This window comes from Gammaproteobacteria bacterium, from assembly GCA_019911805.1.
Classification (GTDB): domain Bacteria; phylum Pseudomonadota; class Gammaproteobacteria; order Thiohalobacterales; family Thiohalobacteraceae; genus JAHJQQ01.
Map to the genome: position 1 here is coordinate 23839 of JAIOJV010000117.1, position 25201 is coordinate 49039.

Here is a 25201-nt window from a genome sequence, read left to right on the forward strand (position 1 = left end):
TGATATTCGTCGCGGAACTGCCGACCGCGTTATTGTTGTTTCTTCAACTCGTCCGGCCCGGCCGGCTCCGGCGCACAGCGATCTCCGGACGATACCGTCAGTTTGTGTTGCTCTTCTCGTCCCTACCCCGCCACAGATCCCGGTGATGCGGCTACGTTACCGTACTTGCTGAACGAAAACCAAACGACCGATGAGGGCAAATTATGTCGATTTATTTAACAAGCAGCGATTTGTATTGTATGAGCCACCATCGACGCACGTCGAACTCTACAAATAAAAAATATCATTTACATAGTGTTATAGCTGTATGACGGGCCGAATCCGATTACCCTGTCGAGTGATCGAGGCCATCGCCCGGGGGGCGGCGTAGGAAATAGCTGACACATTTCCACCACATTTCCGACAATTCTCTGCTTGCGCGGGAGACGTCGGCGATCATCCACCCCACGGCGCCAGTACGAAACACGGGATTCCGCCCGCGCCTTTGCCCCGGCGGTGACACAACCCCTACAATGGCCCCATGTCACCCCACAGCCAGTGGTACCCTCTGCCCAGTGAACCGACTGAACCGACGGCGGAGGCACACGACCACTACAGGTTTCAGGCCCGTCTACCGCCGCGCGCCTCCACCTCAAGGGTAGCAGCCGGCCTGGCATTGCTTCTGCTGGTCTGTACAGCGCCCCTGCAGGCCGCCTGCGACGACCCGCCGCGGCCGCGCGTCGACTGGAGCCGCTGTGACCTGGCCGGCAAGGATTTGCGCGGGGTGGACCTGGCCAATGCCACACTCGTGCGCGCAAACCTGGACGGTGCCGATCTGCGCGACGCCAATCTGTACGGTGCGGACCTGAGCTTCGCGACACTCAGACAGGCACGGCTCGCGAATACGCGGATCGAGGCGGCCATTCTGACCGGGGCGGACCTGCAGGGTGCGGACCTGTCCGGCGCGCGCCTCGACCGAATCCGGGCCGATCGCGCGCAGCTGAGCCAGGCCTCGCTGGCCGGTGCCAGCATCCTGCAGGCCAGCCTTTATGACGCACAACTGGTGGAGACCGTCCTGGAAGGTGCAGATCTGCGACAAGCCAACCTGGAGCAGTGCGATCTGCGGCGTGCCGACCTCCGCGGTACGAACCTCAGCGATGCGCGGCTGACCTCGGCGAATCTGGAAGGGGCGGATCTGCGGGACGCACTACTCGTCAAGGCCCGCATGAGCCGCGCGCGGCTCATGGGTGCGGACCTGCGCAACAGCGATCTCTCCAGGGCCGATCTCAGTGGGGCTGACCTCCACGGCGCCGATCTGTCGGGCGCCGTGCTGGGCAATGCCACCTGGACTGACCGGCGCCGCTGCCGACCGGGCTCACTGGGCGCGTGCGAATGACGGGAGGTGTGGACCGCGATCGGGCGATACGGCGCGATTCAACCGGTTGCCAGCTGGCGAGCCATCATATCCAGCGAGCTGCAATTCTCGAACAACTGCTCCGCGAACTCCCGGATGGTGTCTTCGGAGAGTCCCACGATCTCGAGAGAGCGCAGCGGTAAATCGGCATCTGGCGCATCACCGATCTCCAGGCCCTTGAGCACATGGTCTGCGATCATCACGAGATGCGCCAATATCGCGTGCTCACCGCTGTAGTCGGGGTTGTGGTGTTCCCGCAGGGTGACGATGATCTCGTCCGGCATATGCCATGAATACATCAACCATGCGCCGATCTGCGCGTGGCCCATCTCCAGCATATTCTGTGCCTGCCCCATCCCGAGCACACATTTTTCCAGGGCCGTCACCGGTGACTCCGGGTGCGCCGCGACCAGCTTGTTGAGTAGCTTGAACTCAGGTGGAAACAGGTGCCCGAGAAGCAGAAAGCCAAAATTATGCAGCAGCCCGGCGAGGTACACCATGCCGGGCTGCGGCCGTGTCTGCGGCGGTATGCGCTTGGCAAGGGTCTGTACCAGCGCTGCCGTGTAGACGGAGTGACGCCAGAAGGCATGCAGCCCCAGGGGACCGTCGATGGGATTATGGAATGACCTGCCGGTTGCCAACCCCAAGGCCATGTTCATCACCAGGTCGAAGCCGAGGACCCGGGTGATGGCATCCTGGATGGAATTGATCTTGCCGCGATAGGCGTAGAATGGCGATGCGGCATAGCGCACTACTTGCGCCGCCAGACTGGGATCGAGTTCGATGATCGCAGCGAGATCGGCGACTGACGCGTCCGGATTGCTGCGTAGTTGCAGAATTCGCCGCGCCATGTCGGGCATCGGTGGCAGCTGGTATACCTGCTCGATCCGTCGGCGGATCTCACCGGCTAGCGTCGCTTGCTGACTGGCCTGCTGCATCGTCTGATCACACTCTTGGCTGCTGTGGTCACGGCCGGCGAGTCAGGCGCACTGAGGTGAACGCCGGATATCCCTGCAAACCCCGCGGGTCTAGCCTAACAAAGGTCGCTGCACATACCAAGCCACCGGCCAGTCTTTGAGACCACCAAGCCCGGAATCCCCTCCGGGCCGACCATGCATCACTGCAGTTTGATTCCTGGGAGAGGGTGGGTCCGGCCACCCCCGGGGAGCGCCTGTCTGCAACAGACCTAGCGGCTGCAGTGGCGCAGTCCTTGACGGTCGCGTGCACAAAAACGGGCACAGTTCTCAATCGGTCAGTTCAATTGCACGCGCTGGCCCCAGGGCACCTTGGCCTTACCCTTGACCAGCCATAACACGGGATACGCCGGTTCCTGTTCCGGAAACTCACCTTCGGCGTCCGTAAAGTACACGAGCAGATCGGGTTGACGATCGCGCCCCCGGGCCCAGTCGAACACTGGCGCGAAGCACGTACCCCCGCCCCCACTGAAGTCCCGCGGCAGCTTGAATTCCTCCCAGGGCTCGAACTCCCAGGGCCCATCTTCGGCGAGCCGCGCGTCGCAGGCGTGCAGCGTGATGCGGGCGCGGACCTGTCCTTTGATCGCATCAATCTCGGACATGAATTCGCAGATCTCGTCCGGTGAGATCGAGCCGCTGGTGTCCAGGGCCACGACGATCTCCACCTGGGTACTGCGCAGACTCGGCAGAATGGCCTGGCCTTCGCGGCGCGATGGCCGGGAGTAAGTATAGTCATCACGCGCGACCGCTGTCATGTATTTCGCCAGCAGCATCCGCCACGGCAGACGTGGCTGCAGCAGATGGTCCACCAGTCGGGCCAAGCCACCGCCGAGCTTTCCGGCGCGCATGGCCTGCTGCGCGGCCCCTGCCAGGCGTTGCTGCCACTGCACCGATAGTTGCTCGCGCTCGGACTCGGTCAAGGGCCGGGGCTGCGGTGCGCCACCACGTTGGGGATCGGTCTCGGCGCTGGCACCGCCCCCCTCGCCGTCCTGCCGTTGCGAACTCTCGTCCTGATTCGAGCCGCGCCCCCCCTCCTCTTCGCTGTCGTAAAGATGATCATCGAGCGTCTCGGTTTCGTCCTCGAGATCGGCGATGGCAGGGTAGATCTCCTCCGCCATCATGCCTTCGAATTCGATCATATGGAGCGCACCGGGCGGTGGCTTCAGGCCGTCCTTGATCAGCAGCGGATTGATCGCCAGGTCGCAGGCGATATCCCAACGGTGCTTGGACCGATGCTGGCGGCGGGCGAAATGCGACAGGGCGCAATGCAGCGCCTCGTGGGCGAGCATGAACTGGGTCTGGTCGAGGCTGAGGCTGTCGATATACTGCGCGTTGTAGTAAAAGGTGCGCGCGTCGGTCGCCGTGGTCCGGCACCATTTCGGATCACCGGCGACCATGGGCAGGCGCAACACCAGCGCGCCCAGAAACGGCTTATCCAGGATCAGGCGCGTCCGCGCCGCGCTGAGTTTGGTTTCAACGTCGGAGGTCATGAGGACTCAGATGGGGACGACGCCCTTCTCAACCGTTTCCGACCCACGTTTTGATCATCATCTCCTCCTCACATGTCATACAACATCACATCGGCAACTGCCTTCGCCCACGCCGAGAACTGCGGCACGGCGAACAGATCCTGCCCAATGGCGCGGTGCATGTCCGAGATCAACATTACGCCCATTTCACGCTGCGGAAACGTCGCTGCGTAATCGATGATGTGGCCGAACACCGTGTTGGCGTCCGCGGTCGCGCGTGCCCGTACCGCGCGCCCGACCAGCGCACAGGCGACCGCATACTGCAGATCCGTCTCACGCGGCACCGGCACCTGTTCACCACGCACAATGGCATCGATATCGGGAAGCTTATCCAGATTGTCCACGAAGGCCGCCAGTTCGATGCCGGCCGCCGGCCCCACGCATGCCTGCAGCGTCTCCACCAGCAACTCCGGCCGATCACCGAACTTCTGCAGCGCACGGTGGGCGAATTCCCAGGAGCGGGGGGATGGAAAGGCCACCGGATTGTGGGCCGGGTCGAAATCGAACAGCAACTCCGGCCGAAAACGCAGGAAGGCGATGAGCCGCTCATCGATACTGCCCGCATAGGCCCAGGCCACCCAATCATCGAGATGGGCCTCGAGTTCAAAATGCGAAAAGCGATTTGCCAGCGGCGCCGGCATGGTGTAGGTCACGCCACGGTCGCCCTGCCGGTTGCCAGCCGCGAAGATCGCCCAACCTTGAGGGACGGAATACTCGCCCAGGCGCCGATCCAGGATGAGCTGATAGGCGGCCGCCGAGACACTCGGGGGTGCAGAGGTGAGCTCATCGAGGAACAGGATGCCACGCTCGCCATGCCGGATCGCATCGGGCAGGATCGCCGGAACGGCCCACTCCACGAAATCACCGACGCGGAACGGGATACCGCGCAAGTCGCTCGGCTCCATCTGTGACAGCCGGATATCGATGACCGCTACATCGTGCCGGCCGGCGATCTGTGCGATCAACTGTGACTTGCCGATACCGGGCGGCCCCCACACCATCACCGGTGTGTGATGTCCTTCGCGGGCACTCAGAAATTCCCGATCCAGTACGCTCTGCAATTGCGATGGACGCATGTGTTCTCCTCTGCAGACCCCTGCTGAATACCGGCGTCGCCGGGCTCGAATAAAACTGGATACTCATTTCAGCCACCGCAGCACACAGATCGGGAGCAGCTGTTTATCACCTTTCGGGTGATGAACGTATCTGTGTGATCCCGTGGTCGCTACGGTTCTTAGAATCGCTTCGAGTTTCATACAGCCAGTAGCGCGGCCCCGCACCCGGCTGATGCCGCATCTTACCCAGTTCGGCTGCAGATTGCATGGCGTAACCCACTGAAATCCTGCACACAACTCCCGGGAATAACCCGGGAGCCGACAGGCAGTGCGGCGCGCGCAATACATTGTCCAGGTTGAGAGGCCTCTGCTCTATTCGCGGGTTGCCATGCCCCGGCGTCGCCCCATGGGGTTGACGATCCAGCCATACTCAACGACCTGAATTGGGTGTATCCACCAGAATGGCGCATTGCTCAGCAGCCTCCTTAAATAATTCGCCCTTACAGTCGATAGCAGTCTAGCCGCGTGGCAGGTGGCGACAATAAACATCCATTAAGAGGCTTACCATGGGATACCGGCCGCGCATTCTGGTCAGCGAACACGATCCCAGGCTCAGAACGCGACTATCCGAATCCCTGGAGCAGGCTGGTTTCTGGGCCGATACCGCGCGCTCGACCCGCGAGGTGCTGAAGAAGCTGGGGACGCGGCAATATGCAGCCATGACACTCAACATGCTGCTCGCTGACCAGGATGCCTTGTCACTGACACGCGAACTGCGCGTGCTCGGATTGCATCTCCCTATCCTGGTCATATCGGTGCACGCTGAATCACGTCGCGAGCCACGGTTGGCACGGCATCCGGATGTAGACTTGGAATTGAGGGAGGGGGCTCCCCACCCGGAACCCGACTGGGTACGCAAAGCGGCTGATCAGGCACGCACCATCTTCGCCGTCAAGACCGCCTGCCAGCGGCTGCGTGGCTTCCGGCCCCGCATCCTCCACATCGAGGCCGACCGCTTCAGCGCCGGCCTGGTAAAGGCGGCGTTGCGCAGCTCCGTAGACCTGGTCCAGGCCCGCCACGCGCACGAGCTGGACCGTGCCCTCGACGACCCCTGCTTTGATCTGGCACTGCTGAGCCCGGCACTCGAAGATATCGACGGCGAGGCCATGCTGCATTGTATCGCCGCGCGCTGCCCCGAAACACCCATCGTTGTGCGCGCCCGCTACACACTGTGCGGCGATGGCCACGACATTCGTGTCGAAGGACAGGGCGGGCCGAGCGTTGTTACCGCCTTACGCGCACTCCTGCTGCATGCCCTGCAGGTCCCACAACGCGCCCAGGCCTGAGGAAGCATCGCCCCGGCCGCTCATCGGCCGTGTAATCGCCCCCACTGTCTGCGGGCGCGTTTGTCCGGGCGACCATCCACTTTCGGCGCCCCTGCGGACTGCAGGCGCCGCGCCTCACGCTGACCCTCCCGTGCGGCGATACTTGCGTCCCGCTCGGCGTACAGCAACTGTGCCCGCGCCGCCGGCCCGCGCTGGGCCGATAATTCACGCACCTCGACGACGAACTGTACATCACCCTTCTGGATGCGCAGCTCATCACCACAGTGGAGCTGCCGCGAAGGCTTCACGCGATCACCGTTGACGTGCACCTTGCCGCCCACTACCGCCTCGGTGGCTTGCACACGTGTCTTGAAAAAGCGCGCCGCCCACAGCCATTTATCGATGCGGACCCGGATGTCTTCGACGGCTTCCGGCATCAGGCCGACCTCAAGGTAGACATATCATCACCGCCCGGCCACGTCAGCCACCGGCAGTCATTTTCAGCAACAGCCCGTTGAGCCGACTCACGAACCCCGCCGGATCGTCCAACTGGCCGCCTTCCGCCAACAGTGCCTGATCGAACAGGACATGGCTCCAGTCGGAGAATTGTGTCTCATCCTGCACCTCCTCCAGCCGCCGCACCAGGGCATGCCCGGCATTGATTTCCAGGGTCGGCTTGGAAACAGGCACGTCGTGTCCAGCCTGCCGCAGGACGTGTTGCAAGTGTATCGCCATGTCGCGCTCCCCCAGGACCAGACAGGCAGGTGAATCCGTCAGCCGCTGGCTGACCCGCACCCCCTGGACCTTGTCGCCGAGCACCGTCCGCATGCGTTCCAGCAGCGGCTTCAGCGTGCTCTCCGCCTCCTCTGCTGCCTGCTCCGCCGCCGTATCGCCCAGATCCTTCAGCTCCAGATCACCCTTGGCCACGGACACCAGCGGCTTGCCTTCGAACTCGGTCAGGTGCGACATCAGCCACTCGTCGACCCGATCCCACAGCAGCAACACCTCGATATTCTTCGCCCGGAACATCTCCAGGTGTGGGCTCTTGCGTGCCGCCGCAAAACTGTCGGCGGTTATATAGTAGATCTTCTCCTGACCCTCGGGCATACGCGCGACATAATCGCCGAGCGATACCGTCTGCTCGGGGTCATCCGTACCGGTAGAGCTAAAACGCAGCAGCTTGGCGATACGCTCACGATTGCCATAATCCTCGCCCGGCCCCTCCTTGAGCACGCGACCGAATTCCTTCCAGAATCCCGCATACTTCTCCGGCTCGTTGGTCGCGATACCCTCCAGCAGTCCGAGTACCTTCTTGACGGAGGCCGCACGCATCGTATCGATCAGCTTATTGTGTTGCAGGATCTCGCGTGACACGTTCAACGGCAGGTCGTCGGAATCAATCACCCCACGCACGAAGCGCAGGTACTGCGGCATCAGATGCTCGGCATCGTCCATAATGAAGACACGCCGCACATACAGTTTGATGCCGTGACGGCGATCATGCTCCCAGAGATCGAAGGGGGCACGCCGCGGTATGTACAGCAGCGCTGTATACGCCTGATTGCCCTCGACACGGTTGTGGGTCCAGGCAAGCGGCACCTCGAAATCATGGGCGACATGCTTGTAGAACTCCTGGTATTCCGCTTCCTCGATGTCTTTCCTGGGGCGTGCCCACAGGGCGGAGGCGCTGTTGACGGTCTCGAATTCACCCGGCTTATCGTCGCCCGCCACCGGCATCTCGATCGGCAGCGAGATATGGTCGGAATATTTATGGATGATTCCGCGGAGTCGATGGGCGTCCAGGAACTCGTCCTCGCCCTCACGCAGATGCAGGGTCACCTGTGTCCCCCGCCCCGGCTTGTCGATATTCTCCAGTGAATAGCTGCCCTGCCCATCCGACTCCCAGCACACACCGTGTTCGTGGCCCAGGCCCGCGCGCCGTGTTATCACGGTCACCTTGTCGGCAACGATGAAGGCCGAATAGAAGCCGACGCCGAACTGGCCGATGAGGCGCGCGTCCTTGGCCTGATCGCCGGTCAGGGATTCGAAGAATTGCCGCGTGCCCGACTTGGCGATGGTGCCGATGTTATCGACCACCTCTGCGCGGCTCATGCCGATACCGTTGTCACTGACGGTGATCGTACGCCGCTCGCGGTCGACCTCGACACGGATACGGAGATCGCTGTCACCCGCGTAGAGCGCGTCGTCGGACAACGCCTCGAAGCGCAGTTTGTCGCATGCATCGGAGGCGTTGGATATCAGCTCGCGCAGGAAAATCTCTTTGTTGGAATACAGGGAATGGATCATGAGATTCAGCAACTGCCGAACCTCGGCCTGGAATTCCAGTGTCTCTTTATGGGTCTCCACAGACATTGCAGAACCTCTCCAGAAGCTATGTTGACGGAACCGGCAGATCCGCAGCTGCCATTACGGGGATAGGGGCGGCGTACGGGGGAATCAACCCCCTGGCAAGCCACCCTCATGGGCGAGCAGCCATCGCTTGATGGCGAGTTCCGGGCCCGCCGTGGCGCCGCTGTAGCCACCGATGCCGCCCCGGGCCACTACTCGGTGACAGGGAATGATGATCGGAATCGGGTTACGGCGGCAGGCCTGGCCCACGGCACGGGATGCCGAGCCGACGACGTCGGCCAATTCCCCGTAGGTCCGCGACTGACCGGACGGGATCTCACGCAGCGCCGCCCATACGCGCTGCTGGTGGGCTGTGCCCAGGGGTGCCAGTGGTACATCGAAGCGGTGGCGGGGCGCGGTGAAATAGGCCTCCAGCGCACGCACGACGCGGCCGGCGGCGGGCGTGACTGGCTCGATGAGCCTGGTGCGCGACGGCAGGTAGTCGAGGGTGACGAGCCGGCCGGCCGCGTCCATCTGCACGCCGATCGGCCCGAGCGGGGTGGCGAGTATGGCCTGGTACGGGGTCATGCCCCCAGCGCCCCGGCCGGGCCGGAGGCCTTCCGAGGGCGGCCGGATGGGGACCGTTGCGCAGTCGCCGGGGTACGACTCAGCGGGCACCCGGGTAGACCGGCCGACCGTCGGCAAGGCCACCTTGACCTGTCGTTCTCCAGGAAAAAAATGGGCGTCATGCTCACCATGACGCCCAGTATAACCGCACTCACCCGAGGCTCGACGGTATCGTCAGATCGCCACCGGCGAGGTCAGATCTTTTCCTTGATGCGCGCAGACTTACCCTGACGGTCGCGCAGATAGTAGAGCTTGGCACGACGCACGTCGCCGCGGCGCTTGACCTGGATGCTGTCGATGGCGGGGCTGTAGGTCTGGAACACGCGCTCCACGCCTTCGCCGTGCGAGATCTTGCGGACCGTGAAGGCCGAGTTCAGACCACGGTTGCGCTTGGCGATGACGACACCCTCGAAGGCCTGCGTGCGTTCCCGGGTACCTTCCTTCACCTTGACGCTGACGATCACGGTGTCGCCCGGAGCGAACGCCGGCACAGTACGGCCCATTTGTTCCTTTTCCAGTTCTTCGATAATGTTGCTCATAGCCTTGACCTCAACTTCGCCCGTATCAATCGTCTTGCCGATTATCGTCTTGCTCCTGGATGAATTCCTCCAGGAGCGCCCGTTGTTGCTGACTCAGTTCCACCCACTCCAGCAGATCCGGCCGCCGCCGCCAGGTCCGCCCCAATGCCTGCTTGAGCCGCCAGCGCTCGATGTCGGCATGGTTGCCACCCAGCAACACGGCCGGGACCGTCATGCCGTCGACCGACTCCGGTCGCGTGTAATGCGGACAGTCGAGCAGTCCAGTGGAAAAGGAATCCTGTTCCGCAGAATCCTCGTCCCCCAGCGCACCCGGCTGCAGACGCGCCACCGCATCGATCACCACCATGGCGCCGAGTTCACCGCCACTCAGCACATAGTCGCCAATCGACCACTCTTCATCGATCTCGCTGACCAGCAACCGTTCGTCTATGCCCTCGTAACGCCCCGCCACCAGCACGAAACCAGGCATCGTCGCCAATGCGCGCAGCCGCGTCTGATCCAGACGCCGGCCCTGCGGCGACAGATAGGCGACGCAGTGTCCTGGTACTTCCCGGCGAACCGCCCGGATCACATCACGGAGCGGCTCATAACGCATCACCATCCCGGGACCGCCGCCGTAGGGACGATCGTCAACCGTCCGGTGCCGATCATGGGTGTAGTCGCGTGGGTTCCAGGTCTCGATCCGCAGCAATCCGCGCTGCACTGCGCGCCCCGTTACGCCGTACTCCGCTACCGTCCGCACCATCTCCGGAAAGAGCGTGACGACATCAATCCGCATTTCTGCGCCCGTTCGGATCGCAGCCGCCACCCATTTGCGCCAAACCCAGCGGGCCGCGCGGGGCTAGAAATCCGGATCCCAATCGACCTCCATCAGTCCGGCCTCGAGATCGATCCGCCGGATCACCTGCCCCTGCACAAAGGGGATCAGCCGCTCGCGGTCGCCGCGCACCACCACGACGTCGTTGGCGCCCGTCTCGAGCAGGTGATCGATCCGTCCCAGGTCCCGGCCGTCGCGGGTCACGACCCGCAGGCCTTCGAGGTCGGCCCAGTAATACTCACCGGGTGCCAGCGCATCCAGCCGTGTCCGTCGTACCGCGATATCCTTGCCCAGGAGTCGTGCCGCCGCGTCACGATCGTCATAGCCCTTGAGCTTGACGGCGATGCCTTTGCCGTGTTCCCGACCGTCCTCGACCTCGACCGCCAGCCCGCCCGCGCCCGGCACCAACCAGGGACCGTAGTCGAGGATGCGTCTGCGAGGCTTGGTGTAGGAATACACTTTCAGCCACCCGCGCACACCGTACAGGCTGCTGATCCGCCCGATGATCACCAGACGGTCGGTGTCAGGCATCTCACCAACCATGGCGATCAAGCGTGCTGCCGGCGCTCCTGCTTGACCAGGCCCGCCACGCGCTCGGAGGCCTGTGCGCCCTGTGCCAACCAGTGATCAATGCGCCCGAAGTCGATCTGCAGACGCGCCTCTCCACCCTTGGCGATCGGGTTGAAAAAACCAATGCGCTCGATGTACCGGCCATCGCGCCGGTTGCGGCTGTCCGTCACGACGATGTGATAAAAGGGCCGCCGCTTCGCACCGCCGCGTGCCAATCGAATGGTTACCATGTTGAAACTGTCCTCCACCTGCCGCCAAAAAAGCCGCCTTGCTTGCTGGCGGCCATCGAGTACTACGTAAACGGCGCATTTTACGGGAATCCGGGCAAAAGTGAAGCAGTTAAACACCAATCGCCGGGACGCCGTGGCAGAGGCGCCCCGCCACGCCCGCTGGTCAACGGGGCGTCGCCCGCCACCCGACCGGACCATGAATACCGCAAAGGTGATGTGCATACCGACATCTGTCGGCATTTCTTACGGATAGGGCAGATCCAGTCCGGGCTGGATAATATTCGAATATGTTCTTGTTACCTAATGATATCTGCGCCTCTGCCCCGCGCCCATGCTGAGTGGAGAGTGTCGAAATCCGTTACAGATTGTTTCCACCCCGGAGGCATCAGCTGAAGGTGTTATAGAGTAACTGCATGTAAAATATGGGTAAAATATTTCCTGGCACAGCGCTTGCTCTAGTAGCGCACAAAGTGCCAGGGCAAGGCGCGGACAACAAGAAGCGTGGGATCGGAGGAGTCGCCCGAAACCAAACAAGTACAACGGGCCACATATAACAACAAGGGTCAACGACTGAGTCTAAAAGCAATAACGGTCTGAAAGCCTGAATCTACTCAACGGCGGCACCGCGAGGGGACCGCCGTTTTTATTTGCGCGGGCGTCCCTCCCGGGTCACCGTCGGCGGCTGACCGGCTCAGGGCATCGGGAACGGCATCCGCCCCTTCATCCCCCGCAGCATCTTTGTCATGCCGCCCTTGGACATGCGCTTCATCATCTTCTGCATCTGGATGAATTGCTTCAACAGCCGGTTCACGTCCTGGACTTCAGTGCCCGATCCCAGAGCGATGCGCCGCCGCCGTGAACCCTTGATCACGTCGGGATGGTGCCGCTCCTGGCGGGTCATGGAATCGATGACGGCGAGCATACGTACCAGTTCGTGATCATTGACCTGACTACGGACCCCCTTGGGGATATCACCGCCCCCGGGCAATTTGTCCAGCAGTCCACTCAGGCCGCCCATACTCATCATCTGTTGCAATTGATCGCGGAAATCCTCCAGATCGAAGCGTTTGCCCGTCTTGAGCTTGCCCGCCAGCTTCTCGACCTTGGCGTGATCGACCTTGCGTTCGGCCTCCTCGACCAGACTGAGCACGTCGCCCATACCGAGGATGCGGGACGCCACGCGGTCCGGGTGAAAGGGTTCGAGCGCCGTGGTCTTCTCACCGACACCGAGAAACTTGATCGGCTTGCCAGTGATGGAACGGATGGACAACGCCGCGCCACCGCGTGCATCGCCATCGGTCTTGGTCAGTACCACACCGGTCAGCGGCAGCGCCGCATCGAATGCCTTGGCGGTATTGGCCGCGTCCTGGCCAGTCATACTATCGACGACGAACAGCGTCTCGACGGGATTCAGCGCCGCATGGATGCGCTGGATCTCGGCCATCATCTCGCCGTCGATATGCAGGCGGCCGGCGGTATCGATGATCACCACATCAAGCACCTGTCGGCGGGCCTGCTCGACTGCGTTGCGCGCGATCTCGACGGGGTCCTGCTCAGGGGTGCTGGGAAAGAACTCCGCACCGACCTCGCGGGCGAGGGTACGGAGTTGCTCGATCGCGGCGGGACGGTAGATGTCGCAGCTCGCCACCAGGACGGATTTTTTGCGGCGCTCCTTCAGCCAGCGCGCCAGCTTGGCGGTGCTGGTCGTCTTGCCGGAGCCCTGCAGGCCCGCCATCAGCACCACCGCCGGCGGCTGTACGCGCAGATTCAGTTCGTCATTGGCCTCGCCCATCACGGCGATGAGTTCGGCGTGGACGATCTTCACCAGCGCCTGGCCGGGTGTCAGGCTCTGCAGCACCTCCTGGCCGACCGCCCGCTCGCGGACCCGCTCGATGAGGGTCTTGACCACCGGCAGCGCAACGTCGGCCTCCAGCAGGGCCATGCGCACCTCGCGCAGGGTCTCCCGGATATTCTCTTCACTGAGACGGCCCTGGCCGCGCAGGCGCTTGAGGGTCTGGGTGAGGCGTTCTGTAAGTGTCTCGAACATCGATGGGACCACGGCGACTAAATGGAGCAGTAGCCCGCGCGCCCGGATCGGGGCGGCGGGTTCGTCGCCGCATTATAGCTGGATCAGGTCACCCCCGAACAGGCGGCGCAGCTCGAATCCCTTGATGAGATCCCGGCATTCCCCTTCGATCCGTGCCTCCGCGCCGGGCTTGAGGTGCGTGAGATACAACCGGGGGCGATGGCGCAGCTTGCGTAGATCGGCGGCCAGGAGCTCCGGGCAGTAATGGTATGCCCGCCGGCATAACTCCAGCTCCTGGTTCGGGAAGGCACACTCGACGATCAGCGCGTCGACACCAGGATAGTCGTTGAGGGCCGCCCACAGGGTGTCATTGGTAGTGGTGTCGCCACTGAACACCGCCACCCGCCCAGCGCTCTCGATACCGTAGCCAACGCCCGGCACCACGTGGTTCACAGGGATCATGCGGATGCGCCGACCGGCGATCTCGCGGACCTCGCCATGCGCCATGACGCTATACCGCAACACGCCGCCCTGCGGCGTCGGCAACTGCGTAAAATCTGGCCAGACGATCCAGTTGAAGACGTGTTCACGCAGGGCAGCCAGCGTCTCTGCGGCCGCGTGCAGGGTAATAGGCTGCTCGATCTCACCAAAGATCGAGTCCGTCATGAGCGGCAGACCGGCGATGTGATCGAGGTGCGAATGGGTAATGAAGATGTGTCGAATGCGGGCCATCTCCTCGAGCGTCAGGTCACCGAGCCCGGTACCCGCATCGATCAGAATGTCGTCGTCCACCAGCAGGCTGGTGGTCCGCAATCCAACACCTATCCCACCACTACAACCCAGTATCCTTATACGCATCATCCAGCGTTCCAGCACCTGTGTGAATTCCCCGCGGGCACACCAGGCAGGCTGGGCCCTTCCTCCGGACGCATCCGTCGCCCTGTTCACAATTCCTTCAAACGTCGGGCCACTGCCGGGACCGCGTGTGACCCTTTTCCTCGCATCCTCGCCCGCGCGTTCCGGCGGCGCTTCTATGAGGAATACAGATATGCCATCATGCCCGGGGATTTCCGGTGATATTAGAACACCTGCGCCGCGGGAGGAACATGCACACGCAACTCATCGGCACCCTGGCGATTGCCCTTTACCTGATCAGCAGCCTGCTGCTGGTGGTGCGGCTGGTGCGACAGGATACGTTTCCCGGCTGGGCCAGGGGCGGGATCCTGTTACTGGCCCTGGCGGCCACCGCCCTGCATGGCGCGGCGCTCTATCCCCTGCTGCTGACGGCAACCGGCCTGGACCTCGGCTTTTTCAAGGCGGCCTCGCTGATCGGCTGGATCACCGCACTCCTGCTGCTGCTGTCATCGCTGAAGCGCCCGCTGGAGAATCTCGGCATCCTGCTGCTACCCATGGCTGCGCTCACCATCGTGCTGATGTTCGCCTTCCCCTCGCGCCATGAGCTCGGCGAACAGTCGGGCTGGCAACTGGATCTGCATATCCTGCTGTCCGTGCTGGCCTACAGTCTGCTGGTCATCGCCGCGTTACAGGCCCTGGCCCTGGCCTTTCAGGACCGTCAGTTACGCAACCGACATCCGGGTGGCCTGATACGCCTGCTACCGCCGCTGCAGGTCATGGAAGCGCTGCTGATCCAGCTCATCGTTTCCGGCTTCGTCCTGCTGAGCGCCGCGTTGTTGACGGGGTTCTTCTTCCTGGAAGATATCTTCGCCCAGCATCTGGTGCACAAGACCCTGCTGTCCATGGTGGCCTGGGGCGTATTCGCCGTGCTGCTGTGGGGTCGCTGGCGCTTCGGCTGGCGGGGCCGTACCGTCACCCACTGGACGCTGGGCGGCTTCCTGTTCCTGATGCTGGCCTATTTTGGCACCAAGCTGGTGCTCGAGTTGCTACTTGGCCGCTAATCCCTGACAAACGGCACACCATGACCTAAAATGCCGGACTCTCCCGTCGCCTGGAGGCACCCTCGACGTTGGATGCGATCCCCCTTGGCGCGCTGTTCGGCGCCCTGATATTCCTGCTCGTTCTTTCGGCCTTTTTCTCCGGCTCGGAGACGGGTCTGATGACCCTCAACCGCTACCGTCTGCGACACCTCGCAAAGGCCAGGCATCGGGGCGCGGTTCGTGCCCAGCGCCTGCTGGAGCGACCGGACCGGCTGATCGGGCTGATCCTGCTCGGTAACAACTTCGTGAACATCCTCGCATCGGCGGTCGCTACGGTGATCGGTCTGCGCCTGTTCGGTGAGGCCGGCATCGCCATCGCCACCGGCATCCTCACCCTGGTGATCCTGATCTTCTCCGAGGTCGCTCCCAAGACACTGGCCGCGCTGCACCCGGAGCGCATCGCCTTTCCAGCCGCCTTCATCTACACCCCCCTGCTGAAACTGCTCTACCCCCTCGTGTGGGTCATCAATCAGCTTGGTAACGGTCTGTTGCGGCTGTTTCGCGTGTCGGCCGAACAGGCCAGTGCACAATCCCTGAGCCGGGAGGAACTGCGCACGGTGGTCCTGGAGGCCGGCGCCATGATTCCCAAGCGCCACCAGAAGATGCTGCTGAATCTGCTCGACCTGGAGAAGGCCACGGTTGAGGACATCATGATCCCCCGCAACGAAGTCGTCGGTATCGACCTGGGTGATGACATCAGCGAGATCACCGATATCCTCACCCATACACAATACACACGCCTCCCCGTCTACGAGGAATCGGTCGACGACATCGTCGGCATACTGCATGTACGCAACGCGCTGCCGCTCCTGCAACGCGGGACGCTCACCCACGAGGAACTGCGCCAGGCCGCGCGCGAGCCCTACTTCATCCCCGAAGGCACATCGCTGAACCGGCAGCTGCTGAACTTTCAGCACGAAGGCCGCCGCTCTGGGCTGGTGGTCGACGAATATGGAGAGATCATGGGCCTGGTCACCCTCGAAGACATCCTCGAAGAGATCGTCGGCGAGTTCACCACCGATCCTGCGGCGCTCAACAGCGACATCACGCCTCAGGACGACGGCAGTTATCTGATTGATGCCACCACCAGCGTACGCGACATCAATCGTGCGCTGCTTACCGAGCTGCCCACCACCGGGCCGAAGACCCTCAACGGACTGATCCTCGAATACATGCAGGATATCCCCGAGGCCGGCACCAGCCTGTTGATCGCCGGTTATCCGATCGACATCGTGCAGACCAAGGACAATGCGGTCAAGATCGTCGTCCTGCACCCCCAGCTCCGCCGGCCGCGGCCGGCGGTATGAGCGCCTGCGGGGCCCGGGTCACTCCGGTACGCACGCGGTGGTGAACCACACCGGCACCTCCATCCACAGACCGTCACCCGTAATCGGCCAGCGACCGATACCAGACAACCTCCCACCAGTCGTTGGGCGATTGCAGGTGATAACCGAACTGTTCGATTCCGGTCTCGGCGGGAAGGACGCCGGCGGTTGCCCGCAGCGCATCCACCCACCCTTCTGTGCTCAACCGCTGCCAGGGAAAATCCTGCGTCGGTTCCAGTGCCGGACTGCCACAGCGGCGCACAGAGCCACGCCGCCAGCGGTTTAAAGGCGGTCAGTCCGAACGCGCAGATCAGTGTATCGAAATAGCTGTCGTGAAACTCCACTGCAGCGGAATCATCGCTGGGTCTGGCTGGCGTCACCGGAAGCGGCCTCCTCCCGTGAGATGCAGTCCGCAGCTTGGCACGAACTTACCGGCAAACGGATGAAGGCATTAAAAATTGACCGACCCGGCCGCTACCCCTGGGAGTGGCGGAGAGCCGCCCTGGCAGTGCACGCGGGGCAGCCCCCGCAACGAGTGTGGAACGGCAGGAGTGGACGCTTCACACGCAATGGGATCAACCAGCAGGCGCGGATCTCCGCCGGATAGGACCATGGCCAAACTGACACTGTCCTTCAAAGACAAGAAACTGAGACTGTTCCCCATCACCGCGGCAGAACTGCTGGTCGGTCGCGATACCGACTGCGGCATCCACATCGACAGCCTCGCCATCCAGCCGCGGCATGCACGGATCTTCGAGGACAACGGTGCCTACCACATCGAAAGCCTTCAGTCGCAGGCGCTCGTGCTCGTCAATCAAAAACCGACCACCGAACCGACGGCACTTCGCGACGGCGATCTCATCCAGGTGGGTAAGCACACCCTCAGCTTCAGCAGCGAGCCTGCCAGCGAAGGTATGCAGTTCAGCCCGGCCGCAGTGCCGGCCCACCCGATTACCGGCTGGCTGCAGATCATGAGTGGCTCCCACCTGGGCCGCACCATCCGCCTTGACCGTGCCATGACGCGCCTGGGCAAGACCGGCAAGAATTCAGCCATGATCGTCCGGCGCGAGGATGGTTATTACATCTCTCACCTGGAAGGTGACACTCCGCCGCGGGTAAACGATGCATCCATCGGGGCCAGCAGCCCCAGACTCAATGCGGGCGATTGTGTGCGTATCGGAAAGCTGGAGCTGCATTTCTATCTCGACGGAGTATCTGCCGACGGCACAGCCACCCCAACGGATGGGATCACTGCGCTGGCAGGCCAGCGCCGCTTTACGCGCATCGCCTTTGACGCCGCTGCGGTCCTCGCGCGCGACGACCGGCAATGGTCCTGTACCGTCGTCGATCTCTCCCTCAAGGGGGCCCTGATAGGACGGCCCGAAGCCTGGGATGGGACGGTGGGTGAGGATTGTACCCTCGTACTGGTATTGGGCGAGGATGCGCAGATCAACATGGACGTCAAAGTGGCCCATATCGAGGCGGAACAGGTGGGGTTGTCCTGCACCGATATCGATCTGGACAGCATCACCCATCTGCGCCGTCTGGTCGAACTGAATCTCGGCGATGCCGCGCTGCTGGAACGCGAGCTGCTGGTCCTGGGTTGACGCATGACGGCACACCGGCGCGGCGTACGCGGCGCGCTCAGACTTGTCCCAGCGCCTCTACGAGGCGCTTCACCCCGACGACCTCCATACCCGGAATGCCACCCTTGGGCACGTTTGCCGCGGGTACGATGGCACGCTTGAAGCCATGCTTCGCGGCCTCGCGCAGGCGTTCCTGACCGTTGGGCACAGGCCGGATCTCGCCGGCCAGACCGATCTCGCCAAACGCCACCAGGTCGGTGGGCAGCGGCCGGTCACGGAAGCTCGATAGTACGGCGAGCACGACTGCGAGATCGGCCGCCGTCTCTCCGACCCGGACACCACCGACGACATTGGCGAAGACGTCCTGATCCAGCAGTGCGATGCCGCCGTGGCGATGCAGCACCGCCAGCAGCATGGCCAGGCGGTTCTGCTCCAGACCCAGCGTCACACGCCGCGGATTTGATAACTGACTCTCGGCCACCAGTGCCTGCACCTCCACCAGCAGCGGCCGCGTACCCTCGCGCGTGATCATCACCACGCTGCCGGACACGGCCTCCTCGTGGCGCGACAGGAAGATCGCCGATGGATTGCTCACCTCGCGCAACCCCTTGTCGGTCATGGCGAACACGCCCAACTCGTTGACCGCACCGAAACGGTTCTTGACGGCGCGCACCACCCGATAACGGCCGCCGGGATCACCCTCGAAATACAGTACCGTATCGACCATGTGTTCGAGCACGCGCGGCCCTGCCAGCGTACCTTCCTTGGTGACGTGCCCGACCAGGAACAGCGCTGTACCGGTGCGCTTGGCGAAACGCACCAGCTGCGCGGCGCTCTCGCGCACCTGCGCCACCGAGCCGGGTGCCGACTGCAGCTGACCGGTGTACAGCGTCTGAATGGAGTCGATGACCATCACCTGCGGACGCTCGCCGCGCGCCAGCTCCAGGATGCGCTCGACGTCGGTCTCCGCCACCAGGCGGGTCGTGCCACCCGCCAGGCCGAGCCGCCGTGCCCGCAGGGCCACCTGCTCGGGTGATTCTTCGCCGGTGACATAGAGCGCCGCCACGCGCTCGCCCAGACTGTCCAGCGCCTGCAGCAGGATGGTGGATTTACCGATACCGGGATCGCCGCCCAACAGCACGACCGAACCGGCAACCAGGCCGCCGCCAAGGACGCGATCGAGTTCGGCGAGTCCGGTCGGCGTGCGCGCCTCGGCACCGGGGGCGATGTCCGCGAGCGCGTGCACGGCGGCGAGTGCCTCGCCGGCATAACCGGCGAAGCGCGGACTGCCGGCAACCGCCGCGACGGTGACCGTCTCCACCAGGGTGTTCCAGGCACCGCAATCGCCGCACTGGCCGCCCCACTTGGGGAACTGTGCACCGCAGTCGCTGCAGCTGTAGACGGTCTTGGCTTTGGCCATGTGCTACGGCCCTCACACAGATTTTCAGGCGGCGATCAACCCGTCAGCGGCTCGGCGGCAACGCCTTCCTCGATGACCACGGGCACCCGCGAGGCCACCGCGCACACGAGCTCATAGGCGATGGTACCTGCACAGCGCGCGATCTCCTCCACCGGCAGTCCCCGTCCCCACAGGGTGACCGGGGCACCCACGTGCACGTCGGGCTGGCCACGCAGGTCGATACTGATCATGTCCATGGAGACGCACCCGACGATCTGGGCACGCCGCCCGTTGACGAGCACCGGCGTGCCGGTGAGTGCATGGCGTGGATAGCCGTCACCGTAGCCGACGGCAGCCACGCCGATGAGCATGTCCTCAGGACACACCCAGGCGCCGCTGTAACCGATCGCCGCACCCCGCGGGTACTGGTTCACCGCGATCAGGCGCGACTCCAGCGTCATTACCGGGCACAACCCCTGCTCCGGCCCGGTGTCGCCGGCGAAGGGCGAGATGCCGTAGAGCATCAACCCCGGGCGCACCCACTCCAGCTGGGTCTCGGGCCAGGCGAGCAGCCCACCGGAGTTGGCGAGCGAGCGTTCACCGGGCAGCCCGTGGCTGGCCGACAGGAACAATTCGCACTGCCGCTGGGTCTGCGCGCTGCGCCGATCGTCGGTATACCCCAGGTGTGAGAACAGACCGATGTGCTCCACATTCGGACAGACGTGCAGCCGCTGATGGATCTCCGCGGCCCGTTCGGGCGCGAACCCAAGCCGGTGCATGCCCGTGTCGATTTTCATCCACACGGAGATCGGCTGTGACAGGGACGCCGCCTCCAATTGCCACAGCTGCTCGTCACAATGTACTACCGGCTGCAGGCGATAGCGGCTCAGCGCCACGAGTTCGTCGCTGTCGAAGAAGCCTTCCAGCAAGGTGATGGATTGACGGATGCCCGCCTCGCGCAGGCCGAGCGCCTCCTCCAGGGAGGCGACAGCGAAACCGTCGGCAGCCAGCGCCTGGGCGATACGCGGCATGCCGTGGCCATAGGCATTCGCCTTGACGACAGCCATGATGCGGCTGGCAGGGGCGGCCTGCCGGGCGCGCTGTAGATTGTGTCGGAGTGCCGCGAGATCGATGCGGGCACGTAGAGGGCGTGTCATCCGAAGTCGCTGTTATCGTAGCTGTCGCCGCTGAAGTTCTCGAAGCGTGTGTAGCGGCCGAAGAAGGTCAGGCGCTTCATGCCAATGGGACCGTTACGCTGCTTGCCGATGATGATCTCGGCCGTACCCTTGTCCGGGCTGTCCTCGTTGTAGACCTCATCGCGGTAGATGAACACGATCATGTCCGCATCCTGTTCGATGGCGCCCGATTCACGCAGATCCGACATCACCGGTCGTTTGTTCGGTCGCTGCTCCAAGGAACGGTTGAGCTGCGACAGCGCGACCACCGGCACCTTCAGTTCCTTGGCGAGGGCCTTCAGCGAGCGGGAGATCTCGGAAATCTCGGTCGCGCGGTTCTCCCGCGAACCGGCCACCTGCATCAGCTGCAGGTAGTCGATCACGATCAAACCGAGGTCATGCTCGCGCTTGAGGCGGCGCGCGCGTGCGCGCAGATCGATCGGCGACAGCGCCGGCGTGTCGTCGATGAACAGCGGTGCCTCGGCGAGGATGCTCACCGCTGACGTCAGGCGCGGCCAATCATCATCTTCGAGCTTACCGGTACGCACCTTGTGCTGGTCGATGCGCCCGAGCGAACTCATCATGCGCATCGCCAGCTGTTCACCGGGCATCTCCATACTGAACACCGCGGTCGACACCTTGTGTTTGATAGCCGCGTGTTCGGCGATATTCATGGCGAAGGTCGTCTTGCCCATCGACGGGCGGCCGGCGATGATGACCAGGTCCGAGGGTTGCAGCCCCGCCGTCATCTCGTCGAAATCGCTGAAGCCCGTCGGCACCCCGGTGATGGGATTGTCGAGCTGGAACAGGTGATCGATACGGTCGACGGCCTGGGTGAGCAGGTCCTTGATGCGCGTGAAGCCGCGCCGGCCGCGGCTGCCCTGTTCGGCGATCTGAAACACCTGCTGCTCGGCGAAATCCAGCAACTCGGCCGACTCGCGGCCGTCGGGGAAGTAGGCCGCGTTGGCGATATCGGTGCCCACCCGCACCATCTGCCGCAGCACCGAGTGTTCGCGCACGATGTCCGCGTAGGCACGGATGTTGGCGGCGCTCGGCGTCTCTTTGGCCAGCGCGCCCAGATAGGCGAGTCCACCGGCGTCATTGAGCTGGCGGGTCTTCTCCAGCTGCTCGGCCAGCGTTACCACGTCGAAGGGCTTGCCATGCTCGGCCAGATCGCGGATGGCGGCGAAAATGAGACGGTGGTCGCGGCGGTAGAAATCATTCTCGCCGACCCGGTCGGCGATCTGGTCCCAGGCTTCGTTGTCGAGCATCAGACCGCCGAGGGCGGACTGCTCCGCCGGCACGGAATGCGGCGGAAGCTTGAGTGACTCGGCACCGCCACCCAGAAATTCGGTGGACAAGACGGACTCAGGCATAGTGATTCTCCAAGGCGCGGGCGACAGTGATGGTCTCCGTCCTGTCCGTACCACGGCGGGCCCGTTCGCGCGGCAACGCTGGGCCGGCACGCCAACGGGCCGGCGCCCGATCCGAAGACAACTGTCTCGAAACGGGGCGCGGCGATCGCCAGGCGCGCGTACGAAATACGGACGACGGATGATTCTTGGGGCAGGATACACAAGCACCGCGGTCGGCAACAGACTTGACGACCACGCGGCCCGGCGCCGCTCCGGGCAGATGCCCGAAAGACGTTGTTTCGATAGCTTTTATCGGGTCACGCCGGTGCGATCACCAGGGTGATGGTCGCGTCAAGGTCGGTGTGCAGGTGCAGCTCGACCTCGAACTCGCCCAGCGTGCGGAACGGACCTTCCGGCAGACGCACTTCGTGGCGCTCGACCACCTGACCGGCTTCCGTCACCGCGTGCGCGATGTCCGTAGTACCGATGGAGCCGAACAATTTACCCTCGTCGCCGGCCTTGGCCGCGATGGTCACCCGCATCCCCTCCAGACCCGCCTTGCGCGCCGCAGCAGCGGCCAGCGCCTCGGCGGCAGTCTTCTCCAGCTCCGCACGGCGTGCCTCGAAACGGGCGATGTTATCGGGCGTGGCCGGTGTGGCCTTACCCTTCGGGATGAGGAAGTTGCGGCCGTAGCCGGAACGGACCCTGACCTGATCACCCAGGTTGCCCAGGTTCTCGACTTTCTCCAACAGGATTACTTGCATGACTTGTTACCTCGTCACCAGAAGACTGAATATGACATTTTTCACGACACCTGCATCACGGTCTGCCGGCACGGCGGCGCAGATCGATCCAGGTGTCCGACCATCCCACCAGGGCTACCAGCGGCATCATCTGCGGCGCAGCGAACAGCAGCAACACATACAACGCCACCAGCCAGCCTCGCCGGGCCTGGTAGCGCTCCACCAGGGCGTGGACGATGGCTAATCCCTGAACGACGTATAATACCAGCAGCGTCGGCACCGCATCGGCGGCGAACGCCTGCATCGCTCCCGCCGGCGACAACGCCGCCAGCGCGACCAGGACGAGGCCAGCCAGCGCCGCACCGCGCCCCAACGCGAGCTGGCGGAACTCCGCGCCGAAGCCACCCGGGTTGTACAACCCGGCCTGCCAGGCCCGTGCCAGCAGCAGGCTCAAGACCACGCTCAGGACTACGGCCGCACCGAGCAGTCCCGTCATCCAGCGTGCCAGCTCGGACACATAGTTGCTGACATCAATGCCCTGGCCCTCGATTACGGGCTTGAGCACCTCATTCAGGCGCGGCAACCACCACGCCTGAGGATCGCCCAGCCACAGGTGGGCGAGCATGACCAGGACCACCCCCGCGGTGCCGATCGTGCGCAGCGTCAGCCCCAGGGCCTGGCTGGTGCGCAACAACAGGGCCGCCAGCCAGACCGGTAGCCACAGCATCAGGGTGGCTACGGCGAGCGCCGCCGCAAGGCCGCCCGTGGCGAGGCCCAACACGGCCAACAGTGCCACACCAGCCACCAGCACACCGGCACCTTCGCGCGCGCCGAGCCGCAGGCTCACCAGGCCGATCACCGCCCCACCCAGGTAATTCAGTGGCGAAGTCAGCGGTGGAAACACCAAGGCCGCAGCGGCACTCAGCGTTGCGGTCAGCACGGCGCGCCAGCGTGCGGCCATTGCGAACGTCGCCAGCCGCTGCATCATGTGCCGATCTCATGCGCCGCACCGGCCGCGGGCCGGCACGATGCCACGCTCAATGCGAATCGCTGTACGGCAGCAGGGCCAGGAACCGGGCACGCTTGATGGCGGTCGCCAGCTGACGCTGGTAACGGGCCTTGGTACCGGTAATTCGGCTGGGCACGATCTTGCCCGTCTCCGTAACGTAACCCTTCAGGGTTGCAAGATCCTTGTAATCAATCTCTTTGACACCTTCCGCGGTGAAGCGACAAAACTTCCGGCGGCGAAAAAAACGCGACATTGTTCAGTTACCTCTCGGTTAACGATCTCAATCGTTCAAAATTTCCATCGACTGCGCATGCAACACCAAGCGGTGATCGGCGCTGCGGAAGCCGGTGCGTGCGAGAAAGCCCTCGACGCGTACCCAACTCCCGGCTACCAGCCGGGATACGGCCGGCTGCAACTGCCGGCCGGCGACCACCACACCCAACCTCAACCGCACCTCGCGCACTGCACCGGCCTCGTCGCAGCGCGACTGGTGGTCCAGGACGAAGCGACTGATGGGTATGCCGGCCGGCGAACACCGGGTCTCCGGCGACCGCATGACCTGGCCCTCGATGACCAGCGTATTGGCCGGGGAGTCCTGCATGGACTGTCGACACCTCGTGCGGGGCAGTGATCCGCCGACCGCGCCAGCCCGTCACTCAGGCGGCGTCGCCCTCATCGCTGTCGCCGTCATCTCTATCGTCGGCGCTGCTATCATCGCTGTCACGCCCACTGCGGTCATCACGGTCATCGCGGTCATCGCGCTTGGACAGCAGCGATGGCTCGATGACGGCCTCGTCACGCGCGATGACCAGATTGCGCAGTACCGCGTCGTTGAAGCGAAACGCCGAGGCAAGTTCGTCCAGGACATCCTGACCGCACTCGATGTTCATCAGCACGTAGTGTGCCTTGAGCATCTTTTGAATGGGATAGGCCAGCTGGCGGCGACCCCAGTCTTCCAACCGGTGGATCTTGCCGCCCGCCGTTTCAATGGTGGCGCGGTAGCGCTCGACCATGGCGGGAACCTGTTCGCTCTGGTCCGGATGGACCAGAAACACGATTTCGTAGTGTCGCATGGTGTGCCCCTTATGGATTGGCAGCCCCCCGCTCCCGGAGCGTCCGGGCGGTGGGGCAAGGAGCCATGGGCCCCTGCGGGGCCATGGAAGCCGGGCATTCTAATGGAGGCCCGGGGGAGATGCAATTTTCGGGATTCGGGATTCGGG

At 63.6% G+C, this 25201-nt stretch carries 26 protein-coding genes; 5 read left to right on the forward strand and 21 right to left on the reverse strand.

All coding sequences use genetic code 11. The features are described from left to right. Positions 1–655: 655 nt before the first annotated feature. Positions 656–1375 (forward strand): pentapeptide repeat-containing protein, encoded by a 720-nt coding sequence (locus K8I04_14910; protein ID MBZ0073004.1) that lies wholly within the window; start codon positions 656–658, stop codon positions 1373–1375. Between the two features lie 38 nt (positions 1376–1413). Here K8I04_14910 and K8I04_14915 read toward each other — a convergent pair whose 3' ends face one another. The 3 genes from K8I04_14915 to K8I04_14925 all read right to left on the reverse strand — a co-directional run bounded on the left by K8I04_14915 (position 1414) and on the right by K8I04_14925 (position 4972). Beyond that, positions 1414–2331, reverse strand: a complete 918-nt coding sequence (locus K8I04_14915) for an HDOD domain-containing protein (protein ID MBZ0073005.1) — start codon at positions 2329–2331, stop codon at positions 1414–1416. A gap of 314 nt (positions 2332–2645) precedes the next feature. Then, a complete protein-coding gene (locus K8I04_14920) occupies positions 2646–3857 on the reverse strand; it encodes a VWA-like domain-containing protein (GenBank protein ID MBZ0073006.1) in 1212 nt (403 codons plus the stop codon). Between the two features lie 68 nt (positions 3858–3925). Next, positions 3926–4972 carry an AAA family ATPase gene (locus K8I04_14925; GenBank protein MBZ0073007.1) on the reverse strand — a complete coding sequence of 349 codons (1047 nt, stop codon included), beginning with the start codon at positions 4970–4972 and terminating at the stop codon, positions 3926–3928. A gap of 545 nt (positions 4973–5517) precedes the next feature. Between K8I04_14925 and K8I04_14930 the strand changes: the two genes are divergently transcribed. Beyond that, entirely contained in the window at positions 5518–6297 is a 780-nt protein-coding gene (locus K8I04_14930) for a response regulator (protein MBZ0073008.1), read from the forward strand. Between the two features lie 20 nt (positions 6298–6317). On the opposite strand, the gene K8I04_14935 is transcribed toward K8I04_14930, so the two are convergent. The 9 genes from K8I04_14935 to K8I04_14975 all read right to left on the reverse strand — a co-directional run bounded on the left by K8I04_14935 (position 6318) and on the right by K8I04_14975 (position 14292). Further along, positions 6318–6713: an RNA-binding protein gene (locus K8I04_14935; GenBank protein MBZ0073009.1), complete on the reverse strand. Its 396-nt coding sequence runs from the start codon at positions 6711–6713 to the stop codon at positions 6318–6320. A 43-nt stretch (positions 6714–6756) separates the two neighbouring features. Continuing rightward, positions 6757–8649, reverse strand: a complete 1893-nt coding sequence (htpG, locus tag K8I04_14940; GenBank protein MBZ0073010.1) for a molecular chaperone HtpG — start codon at positions 8647–8649, stop codon at positions 6757–6759. A gap of 84 nt (positions 8650–8733) precedes the next feature. Next, positions 8734–9213 carry a methylated-DNA--[protein]-cysteine S-methyltransferase gene (locus K8I04_14945; protein MBZ0073011.1) on the reverse strand — a complete coding sequence of 160 codons (480 nt, stop codon included), beginning with the start codon at positions 9211–9213 and terminating at the stop codon, positions 8734–8736. A 233-nt stretch (positions 9214–9446) separates the two neighbouring features. Continuing rightward, the gene (gene rplS, locus K8I04_14950) at positions 9447–9791 is read right to left on the reverse strand and encodes a 50S ribosomal protein L19 (protein ID MBZ0073012.1); all 345 of its coding nucleotides are present in this window, start codon (positions 9789–9791) and stop codon (positions 9447–9449) included. 25 nt (positions 9792–9816) lie between these two features. Next, positions 9817–10569, reverse strand: coding sequence for a tRNA (guanosine(37)-N1)-methyltransferase TrmD (gene trmD, locus K8I04_14955; GenBank protein ID MBZ0073013.1), 753 nt, complete (start codon positions 10567–10569; stop codon positions 9817–9819). A 63-nt stretch (positions 10570–10632) separates the two neighbouring features. Next, the gene (gene rimM, locus K8I04_14960) at positions 10633–11151 is read right to left on the reverse strand and encodes a ribosome maturation factor RimM (GenBank protein ID MBZ0073014.1); all 519 of its coding nucleotides are present in this window, start codon (positions 11149–11151) and stop codon (positions 10633–10635) included. A gap of 5 nt (positions 11152–11156) precedes the next feature. Continuing rightward, positions 11157–11408 carry a 30S ribosomal protein S16 gene (gene rpsP, locus K8I04_14965; protein MBZ0073015.1) on the reverse strand — a complete coding sequence of 84 codons (252 nt, stop codon included), beginning with the start codon at positions 11406–11408 and terminating at the stop codon, positions 11157–11159. Between the two features lie 691 nt (positions 11409–12099). Beyond that, entirely contained in the window at positions 12100–13455 is a 1356-nt protein-coding gene (gene ffh / locus K8I04_14970) for a signal recognition particle protein (protein MBZ0073016.1), read from the reverse strand. A gap of 72 nt (positions 13456–13527) precedes the next feature. Next, positions 13528–14292: a 3',5'-cyclic-nucleotide phosphodiesterase gene (locus K8I04_14975; protein MBZ0073017.1), complete on the reverse strand. Its 765-nt coding sequence runs from the start codon at positions 14290–14292 to the stop codon at positions 13528–13530. 248 nt (positions 14293–14540) lie between these two features. On the opposite strand from K8I04_14975, the gene ccsA reads away from it, so the two are divergent. Together ccsA and K8I04_14985 are read left to right on the forward strand one after the other, a co-directional pair. Further along, positions 14541–15350, forward strand: coding sequence for a cytochrome c biogenesis protein CcsA (ccsA, locus tag K8I04_14980; protein MBZ0073018.1), 810 nt, complete (start codon positions 14541–14543; stop codon positions 15348–15350). Positions 15351–15418: 68 nt separating this feature from the next. Next, the gene (locus K8I04_14985) at positions 15419–16696 is read left to right on the forward strand and encodes an HlyC/CorC family transporter (GenBank protein MBZ0073019.1); all 1278 of its coding nucleotides are present in this window, start codon (positions 15419–15421) and stop codon (positions 16694–16696) included. Between the two features lie 73 nt (positions 16697–16769). Here K8I04_14985 and K8I04_14990 read toward each other — a convergent pair whose 3' ends face one another. Next, a complete protein-coding gene (locus K8I04_14990) occupies positions 16770–16976 on the reverse strand; it encodes a hypothetical protein (protein MBZ0073020.1) in 207 nt (68 codons plus the stop codon). Positions 16977–17325: 349 nt separating this feature from the next. Between K8I04_14990 and K8I04_14995 the strand changes: the two genes are divergently transcribed. After that, positions 17326–18321 carry a PilZ domain-containing protein gene (locus tag K8I04_14995; protein MBZ0073021.1) on the forward strand — a complete coding sequence of 332 codons (996 nt, stop codon included), beginning with the start codon at positions 17326–17328 and terminating at the stop codon, positions 18319–18321. 37 nt (positions 18322–18358) lie between these two features. Here K8I04_14995 and radA read toward each other — a convergent pair whose 3' ends face one another. The 8 genes from radA to rpsF all read right to left on the reverse strand — a co-directional run bounded on the left by radA (position 18359) and on the right by rpsF (position 25054). Then, positions 18359–19720 (reverse strand): DNA repair protein RadA, encoded by a 1362-nt coding sequence (radA, locus tag K8I04_15000; protein ID MBZ0073022.1) that lies wholly within the window; start codon positions 19718–19720, stop codon positions 18359–18361. A gap of 35 nt (positions 19721–19755) precedes the next feature. Further along, positions 19756–20856, reverse strand: a complete 1101-nt coding sequence (gene alr, locus K8I04_15005; protein ID MBZ0073023.1) for an alanine racemase — start codon at positions 20854–20856, stop codon at positions 19756–19758. After that, positions 20853–22250, reverse strand: coding sequence for a replicative DNA helicase (gene dnaB / locus K8I04_15010; protein MBZ0073024.1), 1398 nt, complete (start codon positions 22248–22250; stop codon positions 20853–20855). Before dnaB ends, alr begins: the two co-directional genes overlap by 4 nt. A 296-nt stretch (positions 22251–22546) precedes the next feature. Then, a complete protein-coding gene (gene rplI / locus K8I04_15015) occupies positions 22547–22993 on the reverse strand; it encodes a 50S ribosomal protein L9 (GenBank protein MBZ0073025.1) in 447 nt (148 codons plus the stop codon). A gap of 55 nt (positions 22994–23048) precedes the next feature. Next, positions 23049–23960, reverse strand: a complete 912-nt coding sequence (locus K8I04_15020) for a DUF2232 domain-containing protein (GenBank protein MBZ0073026.1) — start codon at positions 23958–23960, stop codon at positions 23049–23051. 49 nt (positions 23961–24009) lie between these two features. Continuing rightward, positions 24010–24234: a 30S ribosomal protein S18 gene (gene rpsR / locus K8I04_15025; GenBank protein MBZ0073027.1), complete on the reverse strand. Its 225-nt coding sequence runs from the start codon at positions 24232–24234 to the stop codon at positions 24010–24012. A 27-nt stretch (positions 24235–24261) separates the two neighbouring features. Further along, positions 24262–24582 (reverse strand): primosomal replication protein N, encoded by a 321-nt coding sequence (gene priB, locus K8I04_15030; GenBank protein ID MBZ0073028.1) that lies wholly within the window; start codon positions 24580–24582, stop codon positions 24262–24264. Between the two features lie 55 nt (positions 24583–24637). Continuing rightward, positions 24638–25054, reverse strand: a complete 417-nt coding sequence (gene rpsF / locus K8I04_15035) for a 30S ribosomal protein S6 (GenBank protein ID MBZ0073029.1) — start codon at positions 25052–25054, stop codon at positions 24638–24640. Positions 25055–25201 lie beyond the last annotated feature (147 nt).